General features: G+C 66.0%; 15 protein-coding genes. 8 read left to right on the top strand and 7 right to left on the bottom strand.

Annotation, left to right across the window (positions count from 1 at the left end):
• The first annotated feature begins 75 nt into the window (after positions 1-75).
• From ASD68_RS09095 to ASD68_RS09120, 6 genes are all read left to right on the top strand, one after another.
• A complete protein-coding gene (locus ASD68_RS09095) occupies positions 76-3822 on the top strand; it encodes a translocation/assembly module TamB domain-containing protein (protein WP_056605929.1) in 3747 nt (1248 codons plus the stop codon).
• 88 nt (positions 3823-3910) lie between these two features.
• Positions 3911-4267, top strand: a complete 357-nt coding sequence (locus tag ASD68_RS09100) for a metalloregulator ArsR/SmtB family transcription factor (RefSeq protein WP_056605931.1) — start codon at positions 3911-3913, stop codon at positions 4265-4267.
• A complete protein-coding gene (locus tag ASD68_RS09105; RefSeq protein WP_056081961.1) occupies positions 4264-4716 on the top strand; it encodes an SRPBCC domain-containing protein in 453 nt (150 codons plus the stop codon). The genes ASD68_RS09100 and ASD68_RS09105 overlap by 4 nt, the downstream gene beginning before the upstream one ends.
• A gap of 27 nt (positions 4717-4743) precedes the next feature.
• Complete coding sequence (locus ASD68_RS09110) at positions 4744-5412, top strand: glutathione S-transferase family protein (protein WP_056605934.1); 669 nt, start codon at positions 4744-4746, stop codon at positions 5410-5412.
• Between the two features lie 148 nt (positions 5413-5560).
• A complete protein-coding gene (locus tag ASD68_RS09115; protein ID WP_056605936.1) occupies positions 5561-5782 on the top strand; it encodes an AbrB/MazE/SpoVT family DNA-binding domain-containing protein in 222 nt (73 codons plus the stop codon).
• Positions 5783-5792: 10 nt separating this feature from the next.
• Positions 5793-6224, top strand: coding sequence for a type II toxin-antitoxin system death-on-curing family toxin (locus tag ASD68_RS09120; protein WP_056607431.1), 432 nt, complete (start codon positions 5793-5795; stop codon positions 6222-6224).
• 136 nt (positions 6225-6360) lie between these two features.
• Here the strand turns inward: ASD68_RS09120 and azu are convergent, their stop codons facing one another.
• Entirely contained in the window at positions 6361-6990 is a 630-nt protein-coding gene (gene azu / locus ASD68_RS09125; RefSeq protein WP_056081969.1) for an azurin, read from the bottom strand.
• Between the two features lie 158 nt (positions 6991-7148).
• On the opposite strand from azu, the gene ASD68_RS09130 reads away from it, so the two are divergent.
• Positions 7149-8036, top strand: a complete 888-nt coding sequence (locus ASD68_RS09130) for an alpha/beta hydrolase (protein ID WP_056605938.1) — start codon at positions 7149-7151, stop codon at positions 8034-8036.
• A gap of 110 nt (positions 8037-8146) precedes the next feature.
• Here the strand turns inward: ASD68_RS09130 and ASD68_RS09135 are convergent, their stop codons facing one another.
• The gene (locus ASD68_RS09135; RefSeq protein WP_200945362.1) at positions 8147-9676 is read right to left on the bottom strand and encodes an FAD-dependent monooxygenase; all 1530 of its coding nucleotides are present in this window, start codon (positions 9674-9676) and stop codon (positions 8147-8149) included.
• A gap of 138 nt (positions 9677-9814) precedes the next feature.
• Between ASD68_RS09135 and ASD68_RS09140 the strand changes: the two genes are divergently transcribed.
• Positions 9815-10450, top strand: a complete 636-nt coding sequence (locus ASD68_RS09140; protein WP_200945363.1) for a TetR/AcrR family transcriptional regulator — start codon at positions 9815-9817, stop codon at positions 10448-10450.
• An 84-nt stretch (positions 10451-10534) separates the two neighbouring features.
• On the opposite strand, the gene murD is transcribed toward ASD68_RS09140, so the two are convergent.
• The 5 genes from murD to ASD68_RS09165 form a co-directional block, all read right to left on the bottom strand.
• Positions 10535-11908: a UDP-N-acetylmuramoyl-L-alanine--D-glutamate ligase gene (murD, locus tag ASD68_RS09145; protein WP_056081980.1), complete on the bottom strand. Its 1374-nt coding sequence runs from the start codon at positions 11906-11908 to the stop codon at positions 10535-10537.
• Between the two features lie 135 nt (positions 11909-12043).
• Positions 12044-13417 (bottom strand): UDP-N-acetyl-alpha-D-muramoyl-L-alanyl-L-glutamate epimerase, encoded by a 1374-nt coding sequence (gene murL / locus ASD68_RS09150; protein ID WP_056605950.1) that lies wholly within the window; start codon positions 13415-13417, stop codon positions 12044-12046.
• Positions 13414-13818 carry an endonuclease domain-containing protein gene (locus ASD68_RS09155; protein WP_056605954.1) on the bottom strand — a complete coding sequence of 135 codons (405 nt, stop codon included), beginning with the start codon at positions 13816-13818 and terminating at the stop codon, positions 13414-13416. The genes murL and ASD68_RS09155 overlap by 4 nt, the downstream gene beginning before the upstream one ends.
• 85 nt (positions 13819-13903) lie before the next feature.
• Positions 13904-16531, bottom strand: a complete 2628-nt coding sequence (locus tag ASD68_RS09160) for a bifunctional aspartate kinase/diaminopimelate decarboxylase (RefSeq protein ID WP_082520257.1) — start codon at positions 16529-16531, stop codon at positions 13904-13906.
• A 339-nt stretch (positions 16532-16870) separates the two neighbouring features.
• On the bottom strand, positions 16871-18388 hold the full coding sequence (locus ASD68_RS09165) for a fumarate hydratase (RefSeq protein ID WP_056605958.1): 1518 nt from the start codon (positions 18386-18388) through the stop codon (positions 16871-16873).
• Between the last annotated feature and the right edge of the window lie 49 nt (positions 18389-18437).

Consider the following 18437-nt stretch of genomic DNA (forward strand, 5'->3'; position numbering starts at 1 on the left):
CAACCGGGAAAGGCCAAAGCATGCATCGCATGTCCACCACCGATCGCACGAATACAAGCGGAACACATTGACGACATGAAGTGGTTCAAACGCATCGCCCTCACGCTCGCCGCCCTGCTGCTGGTTGCGGCGGCGGCGCTGTGGTGGCTGCTTGGCAGCGATGCCGGGTTGCGCTTTGCGCTGGACCGGGCCGAAGGCTTTACCCAGGGCGCGCTGACCGTGCAGCAAGCCCGCGGCCATCTGGCCGGACCTATCGATATCGCCGGCCTGCGGTACGACGACGGCAACGGCACCGTGGTGAAGGTGGAAAAGGCACACCTGCGCGTTCGCCTCTGGCCGCTGCTGGCCCGCCGTGTGCACGTGCTCGATCTCGATGCGGACGGCGTCGAGGTGGCGTTGCCGCAAAGCGCACCATCGTCGCAGGAGACGACACCGTTCTCGTTGAAACCGCCTGTGCAGCTGGTGCTCGACCGCATACGCGTGGGCTCGATGGCGATCCGCCAGGGCGGCGCGGTGGTGTTCATGTCCAATCAGCTCGATCTGTCCGGCAGCTGGACCGACAATGGGCTGGTACTGAAACAGCTGGCGCTGCAGGCGCCGAACGGCCACGTGCAGCTCGGCGGCACGCTGGCCATCGGCACCGGCTACGCCGGCAACAGCAAGGCCAGCTTTCGCTGGAAGCTGGGCGACATCGATCTTGCCGGGCAACTGGAGGCGCAGAGCGATGGCAAGCTCGCCCACATCGATCTGGCGCTCACCCGGCCGAGCGCGTTGCATCTGCGACTGGAGCTGACCCAGAGCGCTGATTACCCCTGGACCGCCGCGCTCGACGTGCCGCGTTTCAACCCCCAGGTACTGCTGGGTGACAGTTCGCTGGATACCGTGGGCGCCACGCTGAAAGGCCAGGGTGATCGCTACGGCGGCACCCTGGAAGGTCGACTCGACCTCAACGATTACCCGTTGCTGTTGCAGCCGCTGCGCGCCCGCTTCAACCCCGCGTTTGACACCTTGACGCTGCAGCAATTGAACCTCAGCTCGCCCCGGCTGAAGGGCAACCTGGCCGCCACCGGCACCGTACAGCTGACCGCGCAACCGGTCGCCGCGGCGCTGGACGTCCGCTGGAGCGACCTGCTGCTGCCGCAGGATCTGGTCGGGCAGGAGCTGGCCAGTCACGGCGCGATCAACGTCCACGGCAGCATGGCGAAATATCACGCCGATGGCGACGTCGCGATCGGACCGCCCGGCAAGTTGGCCGCGTTGTCGCTCGATCTGGATGGCGACACCCAGGCACTGGCGCTGCACACGCTGGCGCTGCAGCAGGCGCAAGGCAACGTGCGCGCCAGCGGCACGTTTACCCTGCAACCGACGCTGGCGTGGCAGGCCCAGGTCAATGCCGATCGCTTCGACCCCGGGCAGTTGTTCGCCGGCTGGAATGGCGCGCTGGATTTCGACCTTGCCAGCCATGGCTCGCTGCCCGACAACGGCCCCGACGCAACGCTGGAGATCCGCAAGCTGGGTGGCAAGCTGCGCCAACGTGCGGTCAGCGGCCACGGCAAGCTGCACCTGTCGCCAAACGAAGTTGTGGACGGCAGCCTCGACCTGGCCTCCGGCGGCAGCACGATCCGGCTGGATGCCAAACCCGGCGCCAGCAACGACGCGCAACTGAAACTGGCGATCGCCTCGCTGTCCGACTGGTTGCCTGATGCCAGCGGACGTCTGGACGGCCATTTCTCGATACGCGGCAAGCCGCCCGAACTCGCCATCAACGGACAACTCCATGGCCGCTCACTTTCCTGGCAGCAGCAAAAAGTCGACGCGCTGCAACTGATCCTTGGCGTGCCCGACATCAGCCGTCCCGCCGGGAAACTCGACGTGCAGGCCACCGGCGCCTGGCTGCAGGGGCTGGCGTTCCAGCAGATCCACCTGCTTGCCGAGGGCAGCCAGACCAACCATCGCCTGACCCTGGACGCGCGCGGCACGCAACTTTCCGGCCGACTGGCGCTGCATGGTTCAAGCAGGGGCGCGAACTGGGACGGTACGCTGGAAATGCTCGACCTTGCCCCGCAGGGCATGCCCGAGTGGCGCTTGCAGCAAACCGCGTCGCTGCGCTATCGCAACGGCGCCGCGAGCCTGTCCGAACTTTGCCTCACCGCCGGCGATCCGCACCTGTGTGTGGCCGCCAGCCGCGACAAGGGCGGCAACCTGGATGCCAGCTACCGCCTGCATGCATTGCCGCTGGCCTTGCTGCTGAGCGCCAGCGGCAACGCCGACCTGCCATTGCGTGCCGACGGCACGTTGGAGGGCGAAGGCAAGGTTCGCCGTAGCGCCGCCGGTGCACTCACCGGTACCGCCGGAATCAGCTCGACCCGCGGCTCCATCACGTATACCGATCGCAGCGAAGAGCCCCTGCTCCGCTACGATCAGCTGCACCTTGCCGCCACACTCGCGCCAGGCAGCCAGCGCATCGAGCTGCACAGCAACCTTGACGACAATGGGCGTCTGGACGGCCATCTCACGCTGAGCGGCGCTCAACAGAACCTGGCCGGCCAGCTCGACCTGCGGCTGCGCAACCTGGCCTTCATCGAATTGCTGAGCACCGACGTGGCCAACGCCAAGGGCCAGCTCGACGGCAGCTTCAATTTCGCCGGCACCTTGCAGCAACCGGCCGTTACCGGCCATGCCGACCTGGCGGAGTTCGCCGCCGAATTGCCTGCCGTCGGACTCAAGCTCAGCCATGGCAATCTCGCCATCAACACCATCAATGCGCAGCAGTTCCGGCTGGACGGCAGCGTGCAATCCGGCAAAGGCAGCGTCGCCATCAATGGCGTGGCCGGCATCGGCGCCGGCGCGACTACCGCCATCACGCTCAAGGGCAGCGACGTCACGGCCGCCGACATTCCCGCGGCCAAGGTGGTGATCTCGCCGGATCTGGTCGTGAAGCAGGACGCCCAGGGGCTGGATATCGGCGGCAGCGTGGGGATCGACAGCGCCGACATCAATGCCGACCGGCTGGCCGGCAACGGCAGCGTCAAGGCATCACCCGACGTCGTGGTGGTGGACGAGCAGCACGAAGAACAGGCGGCCAGCCGGTTGCCCATCACCGCCCACGTCAAGGTCGATCTGGGTCGGCGCACGCATGTGGTCGGAATGGGGCTGGACGGCCGCGTCACTGGCCTGCTCACCGTCAACGAGCGACCCGGTCATGCCACGACTGGGCAAGGCCAGGTCGCGGTGAGCGGCACCTATCGCGCCTACGGGCAGAACCTGCAGATCCAGCGCGGCCAGCTGCTGTTCGCCAGCACGCCGATCGACAACCCGGGCCTGAACATCCGCGCCACGCGCAAAATCAATCCCAACGCCACCATCGACGAGGGCCAGGAGGTTGGCCTGTATATCGCCGGCACCGCACAGCGGCCGGTGCTGACGGTTTTCTCCAACCCGGTGATGGAGCAATCCGATGCATTGTCGTACCTGATCACCGGCAAGCCGCTGTCCGACGTGAAGGGCGGGGAAGGCGACATGGTGGGCGCCGCCGCCCAGGCGCTGGGTTCGGCCGCGGGCAACCTGCTGGCCAAACGCATCGGCTCGGAGATCGGCGTGGACGACATCGGCGTGTCCAGCAACGAGGCGCTCGGTGGCGAGTCGGCCTTCACTGTGGGCAAGTACCTGTCGCCGCGGCTGTACCTGAGCTACGGCGTCGGCCTGTTCGAGCCGGGCACGGTGATCACCCTGCGCTACCGGCTCAGCCACCGCTGGAGTTTCGAGGCGCAGAACGCCACCGACTTCAGCCGCGCCAGCTTCAATTACCGGATTGAGAAGTAGCGCCGCCCGTCGGCAACGAAATCCGCCGACCAGGAATTTTCCTCCTGACAGCTTGACCTGAACTCGGCACACGCCTATATTCACCCTTATGGATGAATATCAAGCCGCTCACCTGGATGCGCTGTTCGGCGCCATGTCCGATGCCACGCGCCGCGCGATCCTGGCGCGGCTGGCGCAGTCGGACGCGCGCGTGACCGAGTTGGCCAGCGCATTCACGATTTCGCTGAACTCCACCTCCAAACACATACGCGTGCTCGAACGCGCCGGGCTGGTCACGCGCACCGTGCAAGGCCGCGAACACGTGTTGTCGCTCAACGCCGGGCCGATGGCGGAAGCCGCCGGCTGGCTTGAGTTCTATCGCCAGTTCTGGACCGACCGACTGGCTGCACTGGAAGACTTCGTCGTCAAGAAACGCCACACGGACAAACACGGGAGCAAGCAATGACACAAACACTAACCCCCGTCGCCAACGAAGGCGGCAAGGTCGTGGTCAAGCGGACCATTCCCGCCACCGTCGACGAATTGTTCGATGCCTGGCTCGACCCCGAAAGCCTGGCGCAATGGATGCGGCCCGGCACCGACGCGCTCAGCACGGCCACGGTGGACGCGCGCGTGGGCGGCGCTTTCGAGGTGCTGATGCACTACCCCGACGGGCCAAAGCGCCACCACGGCGAATACCGCGTGATCGAACGCAACCGCAAGCTGGTCTTTACCTGGATTTCCGACGCCACGCACCACGCCGAGACGCTGGTGACGGTGGACTTCCATCCAGCCCTCTCCAGCACCGAGATCGTGCTCACCCATGAACGCATGCCGGATCACGATGCCGCCCTCAGCCACAGCCACGGCTGGACCGCTGCGCTGCAACTGCTGGAAACCCTACTCGCCCGCTGAGTACCACGTGCACAAAGAGGAAACGAGATGACCACCGACACGCTCCCGATTACCGTCACCGCCTATCGCTGGGTGCCCGCCTTCGCGCAAGGCCTGGTACGCGACCTGCGCGTGCGCTGGGCGCTCGAAGAAGCCGGCCTGCCTTACCGCGTCGAGTTGATCGACCACAAGGAAAAGGACAGCGCGGAGTACCTCCTCTGGCAGCCATTCGGCCAGGTGCCCGCCTACGAACAGGACGGCATCAAGCTGTTCGAGTCCGGCGCCATCGTGCTGCACATCGCCGAGCAGTCAGACGTGCTGATGCCGCCTGACGCCGCCGGCCGCGCTCGGGTGCGGACATGGCTGTTCGCCGCGCTCAATTCGATCGAGCCCTCGGTGCAGGAACTGACGGGCATCGACCTGTTCCACGGCGACGAGGCGTGGGCCGGACAACGCCGCCCACAAGTGGAAGGTACCGTCAGGAAACGACTCGGCGCACTCGCCGCCTGGCTGGGCGAACGCGAATATCTGGAGACACGCTACACCGCGGCCGATCTGCTGATGGTCACCGTGCTGCGCAACCTGCGCCATACCGATTTGCTGGCGCAGTTTCCCACGCTGAAAGCGCATAGCGAACGCTGCGAGGCACGCCCTGCCTTCCAGAAAGCCTTGCGCGACCAGATGGCGGATTTCGTGCCGGACCCGGTGGCGGCCTAGTACCGTCGTTGCCGGTCACCTGACCTCCGGCCGACACGATGTTCGGGTTTATGCAGGGGTAGCCAGTGCGCTCGGCGCGGGGTTCAAACGCATTGCCTCCAATCTGCGGGTGCGTATAACATACGTTATAACCTGTCCGAAGCCGCCCATGAAACTGAAGATCACCACCATCGGCAACTCCGCCGGCGTCATCCTGCCCCGCGAACTGCTGGCCCGTCTGCGTCTGGAAAAAGGCGACGAACTGTTCGCGCTGGAAACCCCCGATGGCGTGCGGCTCACCACTTATGACCCCAAATTGGCACAACAGATGGAGGTGGCCGAGGAGGTTATGCGCAAGCGCCGCACCCTGCTGCACAAACTGGCGCAGTAGGCAGATGAACATGATCGTCTGGATCGAAAAGGCACTCACCGTCGCCATCCACGAACGCCAGTTGGCCGAGCATGGCGGCAGCGTCGGCGTGCGCGACGAAAGTCTGCTGGATTCCGCCCTTGCCCACCCACAGCAAAAGCATGCCTATGGCGACCCACCGCCAGACCTCGTCGACCTCGCAGCCAGTCTCGCCTTCGGCCTGGCCCGCAACCATCCCTTCGTCGATGGCAACAAGCGCACGGCTGCCGTGGTGTGCGAGGCCTTCATCATGCTCAACGGCGGCATCCTCGATGCTGACGATCTTGAACTTTATCCGTGCTATGTCGCCCTCGCCGAAGGCACCCCGACCGAAACCGACTTCGCCGACTGGTTGCGCGAGCATGTCCGGTTCGATGCCGGCGAACGCGTGAACGAGCCGCGCGTTCGTTACGGGCGCCGCTAGCATCTGTCGCTCCGCCCCAAGACAAACGAACGGGCCGCGATCCGATGGATCGCGGCCCGTTCGTTTAGCCATCCGTTGCGCGGAACATGCGGTCAGACATCTCGCCCAGATCCCGCGCAACAGGCCACCGCCGTCCCTACTGCACGCTGATCGAACCCTTCATCAACGCCGAGTGTCCCGGGAAGCTGCAGAAGAACGTGTACGGGCCGCCGTCCTTGATCTTGCTGACCGGGAAGCTGACCGAGGTGGTTTCGCCGCCACCGATCAGCTTGGTATGGGCAATGACCCGCGGGTCGTCGGCTTTCACGTAGCCATTGTCCTGACCGGCAGCGCGGCCATCGGCGTCCACCGCTTCCATGTCGGAGGTCTTGGTGATCACCACGTCGTGGCCCATCGCCGCCACCGGCAGCTTGCCGGTGTGTTTCAGGGTGATCTTGAAGTCCGTGCACGAGGCCGGCACCACGATCGACGAGATGCTGTATTGCATCGCATCCGTGCCTTCGAATTCGGTCGAGCAATCCGTGATCTGCGCGGTCGGTTTGCCGTTGGCCGCGGCGTTCACATCAGCGGCGGGAGTGGCCGGAGCGGCAGATGCGGCGGGGGTCATCGCCTGCATTGAATCCTGCGGCGCCGCTTCGGTCGGTGCCGGTGCCGGTGTCGCAGCGGTGGGTGCGGCTTGTGGCGCCTCCGCGGGTTGCTTGTCGCTGCATGCGGCCAGCGCGAACGCGCAGGCGGCGGCGAGAATGCCGAGCTTGGTATTGATCATCGTCTCTTCTCCGTGGCCAAAGCGACATCATCCGGCGGCAATGCTGTCGGCGACGTGAAGATGCGTTCTCCCGTGCGTAACGAATCGCTTGCATGTCGCTCGCTTGACAGCATTGGGCGCTCGGTTGATGGTGGCGCGACCACCTACAGGGGATCCGCATGAAACGTCTTGCCCTATTCGCTGTGTGCCTTTTGTTCGCCTGCGCCGCGTCCGCGCAGGAGCGCTTCCCGCTCTGGCAGGGCGGCGTGCCGGGCTTCGAGGCGCGCGCCTCCATCCCCGAAATCTCCAAGGACTACTGGACCAAGCACGTCAACAATCCCAGCGTCACCGCCTACCTGCCCGACGCAGCCAAGGCGAATGGCACCGCGGTGCTGGTCGTCCCGGGGGGCGGGCACACCTTGCTGGTGACGACGAGCGAGGGATCGGCGGTGGCCGAATGGCTCAATCAGCGCGGCGTCGCCGCGTTCGTGCTGCGCTATCGCCTGTTCCGCGAGGAGGGTTCTCCGTACAAACTCGACGACGCCCGCGCCGATACCGAGCGCGGCATGCGCTTCATCCGGGCACACGCAAAGCAATTCCATGTCGATCCGCAACGCGTGGGCATCATTGGATTCTCCGCCGGTGGCGAACTGGCGCGGATGGTGACCTTGAGCCCGCCCGTCGCCGCGCGCGGCAAGGGCGACAGCATCGACAAGCTGAGCGCGCGTCCGGACTTTTCGATCCTGATCTTCCCCGGGCCGTTGCACGCCGCCGAACACGTTACCCCCGACTCGCCGCCGATCTTTCTGGCCGCGGCCAATGACGACCAGTGCTGCTCGCAACCACCGATCGACCTGCTCAACGCCTATCGCAAGGGTGGCGCATCCGCCGAGCTGCATATCTACCGGGCCGGCGGCCACGCCTACAATCTGGGCGAGCGCACGGATCTGGTGTCGCTGAAACACTCGCCCCGGCAGATCGAGGATTGGCTCAGCGACAGCGGCTTCCTCGGCCACCCCGCGCCATCGACGTCGCCGCACCTCGATCCGCAGCCGAAGGCCAAATGACGGCAGGTTGATCGACTGCCCGCCGCTCATCATCAGGAGCGGCGGGCGCCCGCGTGCATCAGCGCGGATCATCCCGATCGTCCGCAGCCAGGTATCGGCCAGCACACGCTTCAGGTGGCCTGGCGCACGCCCTCGGGTTCGCCAAACCATCGGGATGCGGCCCGAAAGGCTTCATCCCGATCGAAGCGGCCTTCATCGACCCAGGCGATAAAGCCGTCCGGACGCACCAGCATGGCATTCACTCCCAGCCGGTCATTGACCTCGCTGGCGACATACGTGATCCGCCCGCTCCACCGGCTCGCCAGCGACTGCAACGACGCATCCGCAGCGAAGTCCAGCAGCAGGCCTTTCCCGTCCCGAAGGAGCTCGCCGAGCCTCCTGCCATCGAGCAATTCGTAATCGGGAGCGCTGCGTCCCACCAGCGGATGGCTGCTGCCGAGGTCGTAACGGATGGAAACGCCCCACACGCGCTCCGCGAAATACGTCGCGCCGTCGCGCGTGTCGATGACGTCCCGAATGATCGCCTCGAGCGCGCGCGCATTGCGGGTCGGACGCATCAAGGCGACCTGCGCGCGCGACCAGTCGAGTACCCGCTCGCCCACCGGCTGCCGCTCGCGCTCGTAGCTGTCGAGTAGATCGGCCGGTGCATCGCCGCGGATGACCGCAGCCAGTTTCCAGCCCAGATTCATCGCATCGCCCAGGCCCAGATTCAGCCCCTGACCTCCCAGTGGGGAATGGATGTGCGCGGCGTCACCGGCGAGCAATGCGCGTCCGTTGCGGTACGTCGTGGCCTGACAGGCGCGATCCGTCCAGGTGGTGCCCGCCTTCAACGCGGTCAAGGTCACGTCGACGCCCGCAACGCGCCGCAAAACGGCCTGCACATGCTCCTGCGTGAGCGGCTGGTTACGATGGAATGCGCCGCCATCGAATTCGACCATCGCGATATCGCCGGGCTGCCCCTGCGCATACATGCCCGTCGGGGTGTAATTGCGACCCGGACTGAGCTGGCCCGGATCGGCGAGCTCGACCTGGACGGAGTAGCCGGTGAACTCGGGCTCGGTGCCCGCAAACTCGAAACCGCCGGCCTTGCGCACCGTGCTGCGGGCGCCATCGCAACCGACCAACCAGCGTGCGCGAAACGATTCGCCACCGGCACGAACCGTCACGCCGTCATCGGACGACACAAAACCCTCCACCTCGATCCCGCGCCGGATCTCCACGCCCATTGCACTGGCGCGCGCGATGAGGCCGGCCTCGATGTGCGCCATGTCGGACGCCACATTCGTGATCGGCGAACCGGGCAGACGATAGAGCCACTTCGACGTATCAATGTTGTCGTAGTCGAACTGGATGCCCGCGAAATGCCCGGCTGGGCGGCGCGGCCGCCCGGAGCCTGGCCCGGTGGCCGACGCACCGCTGCCAAAGCCGATACCCGCCGCCTGCGGCATCATGATGTCGTCCAGCATGCCCCGCCGGTAGAGCGCGTCGGTGCTGGGCGCCCACAGGCCGCGCATGCCGAACGGCAGCCGCTTCAACGACGAATGCGGATCCTCGGCCCGCTCCAGCACCAGCACCGAGACACCGGCAAGGCGCAGCTCACAGGCGAGAAACAGGCCGACGGGGCCGGCGCCGGCAATCACAACGTCATGGGTCAAGGCATCATTCCTTACGCTTGGAGTCAACAACTGGCGACGACGCGAAGGCCCGATTGAGGCATACCACCGACCCGCCTGCATAATTGCACTGAGTGCAGTATTATTATTGCACCCAGTGCAACCTTGCAAGAAGGCGCGAGAAACATGGCTATGGAAACTGCGTCGGAACCGCCCCGGGGCCTACGCGAGCGCAAGCGTCATGAGACCCATGAACGCATCATCGAAACAGGCCTGAAGCTGTTCGTGAAGCACGGCTACGAAACCACCACCGTCGACACGATCGCCAGCGCCGCCGGCATTTCACGCCGCACCTTCTTCCATTACTTCAAGTCCAAGGAAGCGATTCTGCTGTCCGCCCACGACAGCGGTTTTCGCGAAGCACTCCGGCCCGCGATGCTCGCCGAGTCGCCTGACCAGGCACCCATCGATGCCGCCAGAAAGTGCCTGATCAAGCTCGCCGCCCGCTACGAGACAAAGGAATCCGTCGCCTTCGACCGCCTGATGCACTCCACCGAAGCCCTCCGCACCCGCAAGGAAGCCGTCTTCGTGGAAACCGAACAGATCCTGCTGGAAGCGATGTGCGAACGGTGGCCGTCGCCGGCACGACGGGAGGGGCTTCGACTGGTCGCCATGGTGGCGATCGGCACGCTGCGCCTGGCGTTGGAGAAGTGGAAGCAGAGCGATGCGGCGCGGCCGATGGCGTACTACGTCCGCCAAGGTTTCACGCTGCTGGCGAAGCAGTTCGGCCATGGCTCCTGACATCGGTCGCGAACCCATGCGGCTGGCGTCGGAACAGCGAAAGCATCGTGCGCGGATTACCGTCGGACAGCCTGTGCGGCCTGGTCAGTCGTGCGGACTTCCCTCGATACCCAGCCCGTCGATGCTGGCAATGTTTGCCGCATCAAAGCCGGCCAAGGCACTGAACCTCCGCCCGCGCTCCGCATAGTCCCTGAACTGGTCGAAACTCGGCGCACCCGGCGAGAGCAGGATCACACCGTTTTCGGGCGTATGGGTTTTGGCGGTTTCGACCGCACTGGCGAGATTGCCCACCAGCAGGACCGGACAGACGACCCCAGCCGTGCGCAGCGCGCTTTCGATGCGTGCGCCGTTGCTGCCCATGCAGATGATCGCGTGGGCCGGCGCGTGGCGCATCGCGTCGACGAACGGCGTCCAGTCCAGCCCGCGATCATGACCGCCGACCAGCACGGTCACCGCGCGGCCATGCAGGCTTTCCAGCGCGGCCAGTGTGGCCAGCGGCGTGGTGCTGATCGAGTCGTTGACCCAATGCCAACCGCCGTGTTCGCCCAGCGGTTGCAGCCGGTGCGGCAGTGGGCGGAAACGTGCAAGCGCGGGCGCAGCAGCCAGCGCATCCATGCCCAACGCTTCCAGCGCGGCCAGCGCGGCGCAGGCGTTCAGCGCGTTGTGCAAGCCTGGCGCGGCCAGTTGCGCGATCGGGAATACCTGCTGCGCGCCACGGCAGATGAAAGCGTCGACGACGTGCCAGCCTTCCGACCGGCCGAACAGCAGGCGATGAGGATGGTGTTGCGTGCGTTCCAGCAGCGCCGGCTGCAACGCGTTCACCAGACATTGGCGCGACACGTCGGCCAGGCGCAGTTTGTCGGTGACGTATTGCTCGCGCGAGCCGTGCCAGTCCAGGTGTTCCTCGTACAGGCTGGTGATCACGCCCAGTTCCAGCGGGCCGGCCTCGCCGGTCTGGAAGCTGGACAACTCGATCACCCACAGGTCAGCATGTTGGTCGAGCAACTCCAGCAACGGCAGGCCGATATTGCCGGCCAGCGCGGTGCGTACGCCCAGCGCGCGCGCCAGGTGCGCGATCAAGGCGCTGGTGGTGCTCTTGCCCTTGGTGCCGGTGACGGCGATCACGCGTGCCGCCGGATTCTCGCCGAACCACAGCGCGGTGCCCGACGTGAATCGCGTGCCTTGCGCCTGTGCGGCGAGCAGTGCCGGTTTGTAGGCGGAGATACCAGGCGATTTCACCACGATGTCGAATCGGGCCAGCGCGGCGGCATCCGGTTCGCCCGCGATCACCTCCAGCGCCGCATCGAACGCACGCACCGCCTCGACCTCGGCGGCACTGCAGAACACGGTGAAATGCTGGTCGGGGCAGCGCTGGCGCAGCGCGCGGAGGGCTGCGCGCCCTTCGCGGCCGAAGCCCCAGATGGCGACGCGATGGCCGGTTAGATCAGCGATGCGCATGGTAGCGGCTCCGTCACGCCGCGGAGTCCTGTAGGAGCGACTTCAGTCGCGACGCTTCTCGTCGTGTTGCGAAAGCAAGAGCGTCGCGAATGAAGTCGCTCCTACAAGGGGGCACCGAGGCGTTGGACACATCCATCAACCGATGGTCGCCATCGTGCCCTGCAACCGGACCGGTACGCGATGTTCGCCCAACGGCTGCAGCCAGGGTTCCAGCGCCAACTGCGAGACATCGAGCTGGGGCAGGATGGTGTTGATGAAACGGGCCACCAGGGCGTCTTCCTGCCATTCCGGTCGCTGGCTCAGCGCGTACATCGCGGCGCGCGCTTCGGCGCCCTCGCCCACGCATTCGAACGGTTTGTGGTCCTGGTACTCCAGCAGCGCATCGAAGCCGGCCGTCTGTGTTTCGTCATCCAGCAGGTTGCGGCCGAAGATCGACAGCAGCCGCGGCTTGGGCAGGAACGGCGCCAGCGCCAGGAACACGAAATGGCACTTCGGGCACTGCCCGCACCAGCGATCCACCGGCTTGGGGCCGAGGATCCTGAAGTTGCGGTTGCAGCTGGAGAACACGTCGAAATACGGCGTCAGCTTCGCGAACGCACGGGTGATCGCCAGCTCGGAATACGGGCGCAGCAGCGAGCAGTAATCGAGGTCCGCGGCGACATGGCTGTGCAGCCAGTCGTTGAGCAAGGTCTCGAACAGGTAGCCCTTGCTCCACTGATGATTCACTTGCTGGCCTTCGTATTCCAGCGTGGCCGCCGAGGCGGAACGCTCGTTGGCGAAGGCGATGGAATCGTGGCCGTACAGGATCGCCGCCACGGCGAGGATCGCCGAGTTCACCGCGGTCACCGGAATGTGGCCGTTCCACGCGCCGCGCTGGTTCAGCTCGAACAGACCCGGCGCCAGTTCGCGCTGGATATTCAGCAGGGTCAAGCCGGTGCGTTCGGCGCAGGCGGCGATCAGCGGCGAGTTGCCGACCCATACGGCGGTGGCGTCACCACCGATGGATTTGATCGCCTCCACCGCCACCAGCGAATCCTTGCCGCCGCCGATGGGGACGAGGGTGTTTTTGGGCAGGCCCAGCGTGGGGGCAATGCCCTCTCCCCCGGCCCCTCTCCCGCCAGCGGGAGAGGGGGGAAGATCGCGCGGAAACGCGATGCGGCCGCGCAGGTCCAGCCCGTTGCGGTAGGCGAACTCGGCCAGGCCGTGCAGATACAAGGTGTCGAGCAGATCGGCGGTGGCCTCGTCGAGCGGGCCATCGGCCAGCTCGATCTTCGGCGGCACGCCGGCCTTGTAGTAGCTGATGCCGGCGACCAGGTGCAGCAGCTTCAGCGCCGCCTCGAACGCAGCGGCGCGGGCGGCGGGGATGGCCGGCGCATTCGGAAAGCTGATCCGTTCGACCAGCTCCTCGCCATCATCGAACGCGTACGCCAGCTCGGCCACGCCATTGGCGTAGTTGGCCCGCACGAAGCGGAATACCTGGGTCAGGCGCGGTTGAATTGTCGTTGTCACTTTTCACTCTCCGGCATGCCAAGCCCCCTCTCCCCGATGGGGAGAGGGCTGGGGTGAGGGGCCGGGCTTGCCACGGCCTCCAGAATCACCTCAAGCACGCTCTCGATATTGGCCAACACATCATTGTTCCAGAAACGCAGCACGCGGTAACCCATGGAGTGCAGATACTGCGTCCGATGCTCGTCGTATTCCACTAGCTCGGCGTGTTGACCGCCATCCAGCTCGACGACCAGCATGGCCTCCGCACAGACGAAATCGACGATGTAATGGCCTACTTCGTGTTGCCTGCGGAATTTCCATCCCGACAAGTGGCGGTTACGCAGGTATCGCCACAACAACCGCTCTACATCCGTCATCGCGCGACGCAATCCACGCGCGCGATCCACGTTGATGCGTTTCATCCTTGAACGCTCCTTCGTTGGGTATTTACGGCGGCGTGGCCCCTCACCTCAATCCTCTCCCCAAAGGGGAGAGGAGGCAGAAGCGCTACTCGATCACCACCTCTTCCGCCTCATCGCGCAAGTTGTACGGCGACGACATCACCTTGCCGTAGGCGCCTGCCTGGGCGATCAGCATCACGTCGCCTTCGTTGGCCTCGGGCAGGCGGCGGTCGGTGCCCAGCACGTCGCCGCTTTCGCAAATCGGGCCCACCACCTGGTACAGCGCGGTGGCCGGCGCGTCGAGCTGGGTGAGGTTGACGATCTGGTGCCAGGCGTCGTACAGCGCGGGGCGGATCAGGCTGTTCATGCCGGTGTCGATGCCGAGGTAACGGAACGCGCCCTTGCCCTTCTGCTGGGTGGTGCGCGCCAGCAGCACGCCGGCGTCGGCCACCAGGTAGCGGCCCGGTTCCATCCACAACTGGTAATGCGGGTAGGCGGTCTTCACGTCGCGCAGCACGCGGTCCAGGCCGGCGATGTCCAGCGCCGCCTCACCCGGGTGCGATGGCACGCCCAGGCCGCCGCCGATGTCGATGAAGCTGACGCTGCCGATGCGCTCGGCGAGGCTGGCCAGCTGGCCGTAGACCTCGCCCCAGTGGCTGTCATCGAGAATGCCCGAGCCCAGGTGTGCGTGCAGGCCGCGCACGATCACGCCATGCGCATCGGCCAGGCGCAGGAAGCTGTCGAGCTGGTCGACCGGCAAGCCGAACTTGCTGCCGCTGCCGCCGGTGCGCACTTTCTCGTGATGGCCCAGGCCGCGGCCCAGATCCACCCGCAGCACGATCTCCTTGTCGCGGAACAGCTCGCCCCAGTACTGCAGCGGGTGCAGCGCATCCAGCGACACGGTGGCCCGGGTGGTCAGCGCGAACGCGTAATCCTCGCGCGGCGCGAAGTTGGGCGTGAACAGCAGCGGCGCGGATTCCGGCACCGCCGCGATGACCGCCCGCAGCTCGCCCGGCGACACGCACTCGAAGCCGAAACCTTCCTCGGCCAGTGCGCCCAGAATGGCCGGGTGCGTGTTGGCCTTCACCGCGTAATGCAGCCGGTCCACCGCCGCCAGCTTTTTCAGTTCGCGCGCCTGCTGGCGCACCGTGGGCAGATGGTAGACATAGCGCGGCGTGGCCTTGGCGGCGATGTCCAGCAGCCGTTGCCGCTCTTCGGTGCGCCACCACGATGCCACCGCGGGGGCCACGTCGCCGCGACCATAAAGCGCTTCCCAGCTGGGCCCGAACAGCGCGCTGTCGTCGGTGCGCAACGCGCCCGCGCCGATCAGCAGATCGTGCAGGTGCGGCACCAGCGCGTCGACCACCTCCTCGTCCACCACGAAGGTGAGGTTGAGGTTGTTCGACGACTGCGAGATCAGGTGCACGCGCAACTGGCCGAACTCCGCCAGCACGCCGGACAGCGTGTGCAGGATCGAACGCATGCCGCGCCCCACCAGCGAAATCGCGGCGCAGGGCGCGATCACCTTGACCCGGCACACCTTGGCCAGGTCGGTGGCCAGCGCGGCGATGGCGTCAGAATCGAGCAGGTTCTCGGCCGGGTCCAGCGACACGGTGACGTTGGTTTCGGCCGAGCCGATCAGATCCACCGACAACCCGTGCTGCTTGAAATAGGCAAACACGTCGGCCAGGAAACCCACTTCCTGCCACATGCCCACCGACTCCATCGAGATCAGGGTGATGCCCTTGCGCGCGCTGATCGCCTTGATGCTGGGCGCGTGCTCGCGCACCTCGGGGCCGATCACCGTACCCTCCAGCTCGGGCCGGTTGGTGTCCTTGATCAGCAGCGGCACACGCGGCTCGCGCAGCGGCGACAGGCAGCGCGGATGCAGCACCTTGGCGCCGGTGGAGGCGATTTCCTGCGCTTCCTCGTAATCCAGCCGCTGCAGCAGCCGCGCGCCGGTGACCTGGCGCGGGTTGGCGGTGAACATGCCGGCCACGTCGGTCCAGATCTCCACCCGCTGCGCCTTCAGCAGCGCACCCAGATAGGCGGCCGAGGTATCCGAACCGCCGCGACCCAGCAGCACGGTGCGGCCAGCGACGCCGTCGTCGCGGCCTTCGCGGGCGATGAAACCCTGGGTGATGAAAACTTCGCCCAGCCCCGCCAACCGCGCCGTCAGCACCGGATCGGGCTTCGCCTCCACCATCGCCGAGAGCAGGCGGGTGCGCTCGTTCTGGTTCGGCAAGGCGATCGCGGTGAGGCATTCGCGCGCGTCCAGCCACTGCGTGGCGACGCCGGTGGCACTGAGGAACGCCGCGCCCAACGTGCTGGACAGCAACTCGCCGTGCGCCTGCACCTGCGCCTGCCAGGCCAGTTCGCCCAGCACGCGCGAGCCGTCCTCGGCCAGTTTCGCCAAGTCGTCCAGCCGCGCCAGCAAGCCCTCGGGCGCCGCCAGCTGCATCTGCTCCAGCAGATCGTGGTGACGCTGTTTTATCGCCGCGGCCGCTTCGATCCGTTTGCTTTTGTCGCCCTGCGCGCACAGTTGTTTCAACGCGTCGGTAATGCCGGACAGCGCGGAAACGACGATCAGCACGCGTGCGCCTTCGGCACGGCGGCTGGCCACCAGTTCGCGGATGTTCTGCCAACGCGGCAGCGTCGCCACGCTGGTACCGCCGAACTTCATGACGATCCAGGGGGCGTGGGAGGGCAAAGCTTGGGAAACGGAAGCGGTCACGGTCAGTCGCCGTTGGTTGTTGGAGGGATTGGGAAGTCTCATGCGCTGGCGCGTCATTGCCGCGCCGGAGTCGAATCAGTGTTGCAACGCGTCATGATGAATGAACGAGCGAGGAACGGCAACCCGTTTGGACGTCCAAAGTGGTGGCGTGGCTTTTGGTGTGGACGGCAAGGGAGGCGAGGATGCGCGTGGCCTCGCCGCTTTCCCCCTCCCCTGCTCGCAGGGGAGGGCTGGGAAGGGGTGCTTTTGCTTTGATGGGTGCTGTGGCTACCTGGCGCTCCCCTCCTCAATCCTCCCCCGCAGGGGGAGGAGGCGAACGGGTGCGCTGCGCGCACGGTTTTATTTTATAAAAACGGGGATTTTCCCGATGCGGGCCTGCCACTCGCGCGGCCCGGTCTGGTGCACCGAGCTGCCGGCGGAATCGACGGCCACCGTGACTGGCATGTCTTCCACGGTGAATTCGTAGATCGCCTCCATGCCGAGATCGGCGAAACCCACGACGCGCGAGGCCTTGATCGCTTTCGACACCAGGTACGCCGCGCCGCCGACGGCCATCAGGTACACCGACTGGTGCTTCTTGATCGCCTCGATCGCGGCCGGACCGCGCTCGGCCTTGCCGACCATGCCCAGCAGGCCGGTCTGCGCCAGCACCTGTTCGGTGAACTTGTCCATGCGCGTGGCGGTGGTGGGGCCGGCGGGGCCGACCACTTCCTCGCGCACCGGGTCGACCGGGCCCACGTAGTAGATGAAGCGGCCGTTGAAATCGACCGGCAGCGGCTCGCCCTTGTTCAGCATCTCGACCATGCGCTTGTGCGCGGCGTCGCGGCCGGTGAGCAACTTGCCGCTGAGCAGCAGGGTTTCGCCGGGCTTCCAGCTGGCCACGTCGTCCTTCGTCACCGTATCCAGATTCACCCGACGCCCCTTCGAGGCGTCATAGGTGAGCTTGGGCCAGTCTTCCAGCGAGGGCGGATCGAGCATCACCGGACCTGAGCCGTCCAGCACGAAATGCGCGTGGCGGGTGGCGGCGCAGTTGGGGATCAGCGCCACCGGCAGGTTGGCCGCGTGGGTGGGGAAATCCTTCACCTTGACGTCGAGCACGGTGGTGAGCCCGCCCAGGCCTTGCGCGCCGATGCCCAACGCGTTGACCTTCTCGAACAGCTCGATGCGCAGTTCCTCGGCGCGATTGGCCGGGCCGCGTGCGATCAGTTCCTGGATGTCGATCGACTCCATCAGCGATTCCTTCGCCATCAGCATCGCCTTCTCGGCGGTGCCGCCGATGCCGATGCCCAGCATGCCCGGCGGGCACCAGCCGGCACCCATGGTGGGCACGGTTTTCAGCACCCAGTCGACGATCGAGTCGGACGGGTTGAGCATGGCGAATTTCGATTTCGCCTCGGAGCCGCCGCCCTTCGCCGCCACGATCACCTCGACCGTGTCGCCGGGCACGATCGACATGTTCACCACCGACGGCGTGTTGTCCTTGGTGTTGACGCGCTTGCCGGCCGGGTCGGCCAGCACGCTGGCGCGCAGCTTGTTGTCCGGGTCCAGGTAGGCGCGGCGCACGCCTTCGTTGGCCATGTCTTCCAGTGACATGGTGGCATCGTCCCAGCGCACGTTCATGCCCACTTTCAAAAATACCGTGACGATGCCGGTGTCCTGGCACAGCGGCCGGTGGCCTTCGGCGGCCATGCGCGAGTTGATCAGGATCTGCGCCATCGCATCCTTCGCGGCAGGGCTTTCCTCGCGCTCGTAGGCGGCGGCGAGCGCCTTGATGTAATCGACCGGGTGGTAATAGCTGATGTACTGCAGCGCGTCGGCGACGGACTGGATCAGGTCGGCTTGCTTGATGGTGGTCATGGCTGGCTTTGAATGGCGGGGACGAGGGCTGTGGGCGGTTTTTGCCGCA

Origin of the sequence: Rhodanobacter sp. Root627 (assembly GCF_001427835.1) — a bacterium.
In the GTDB taxonomy this organism is placed as follows: Bacteria; Pseudomonadota; Gammaproteobacteria; order Xanthomonadales; family Rhodanobacteraceae; genus Rhodanobacter; species Rhodanobacter ginsenosidimutans.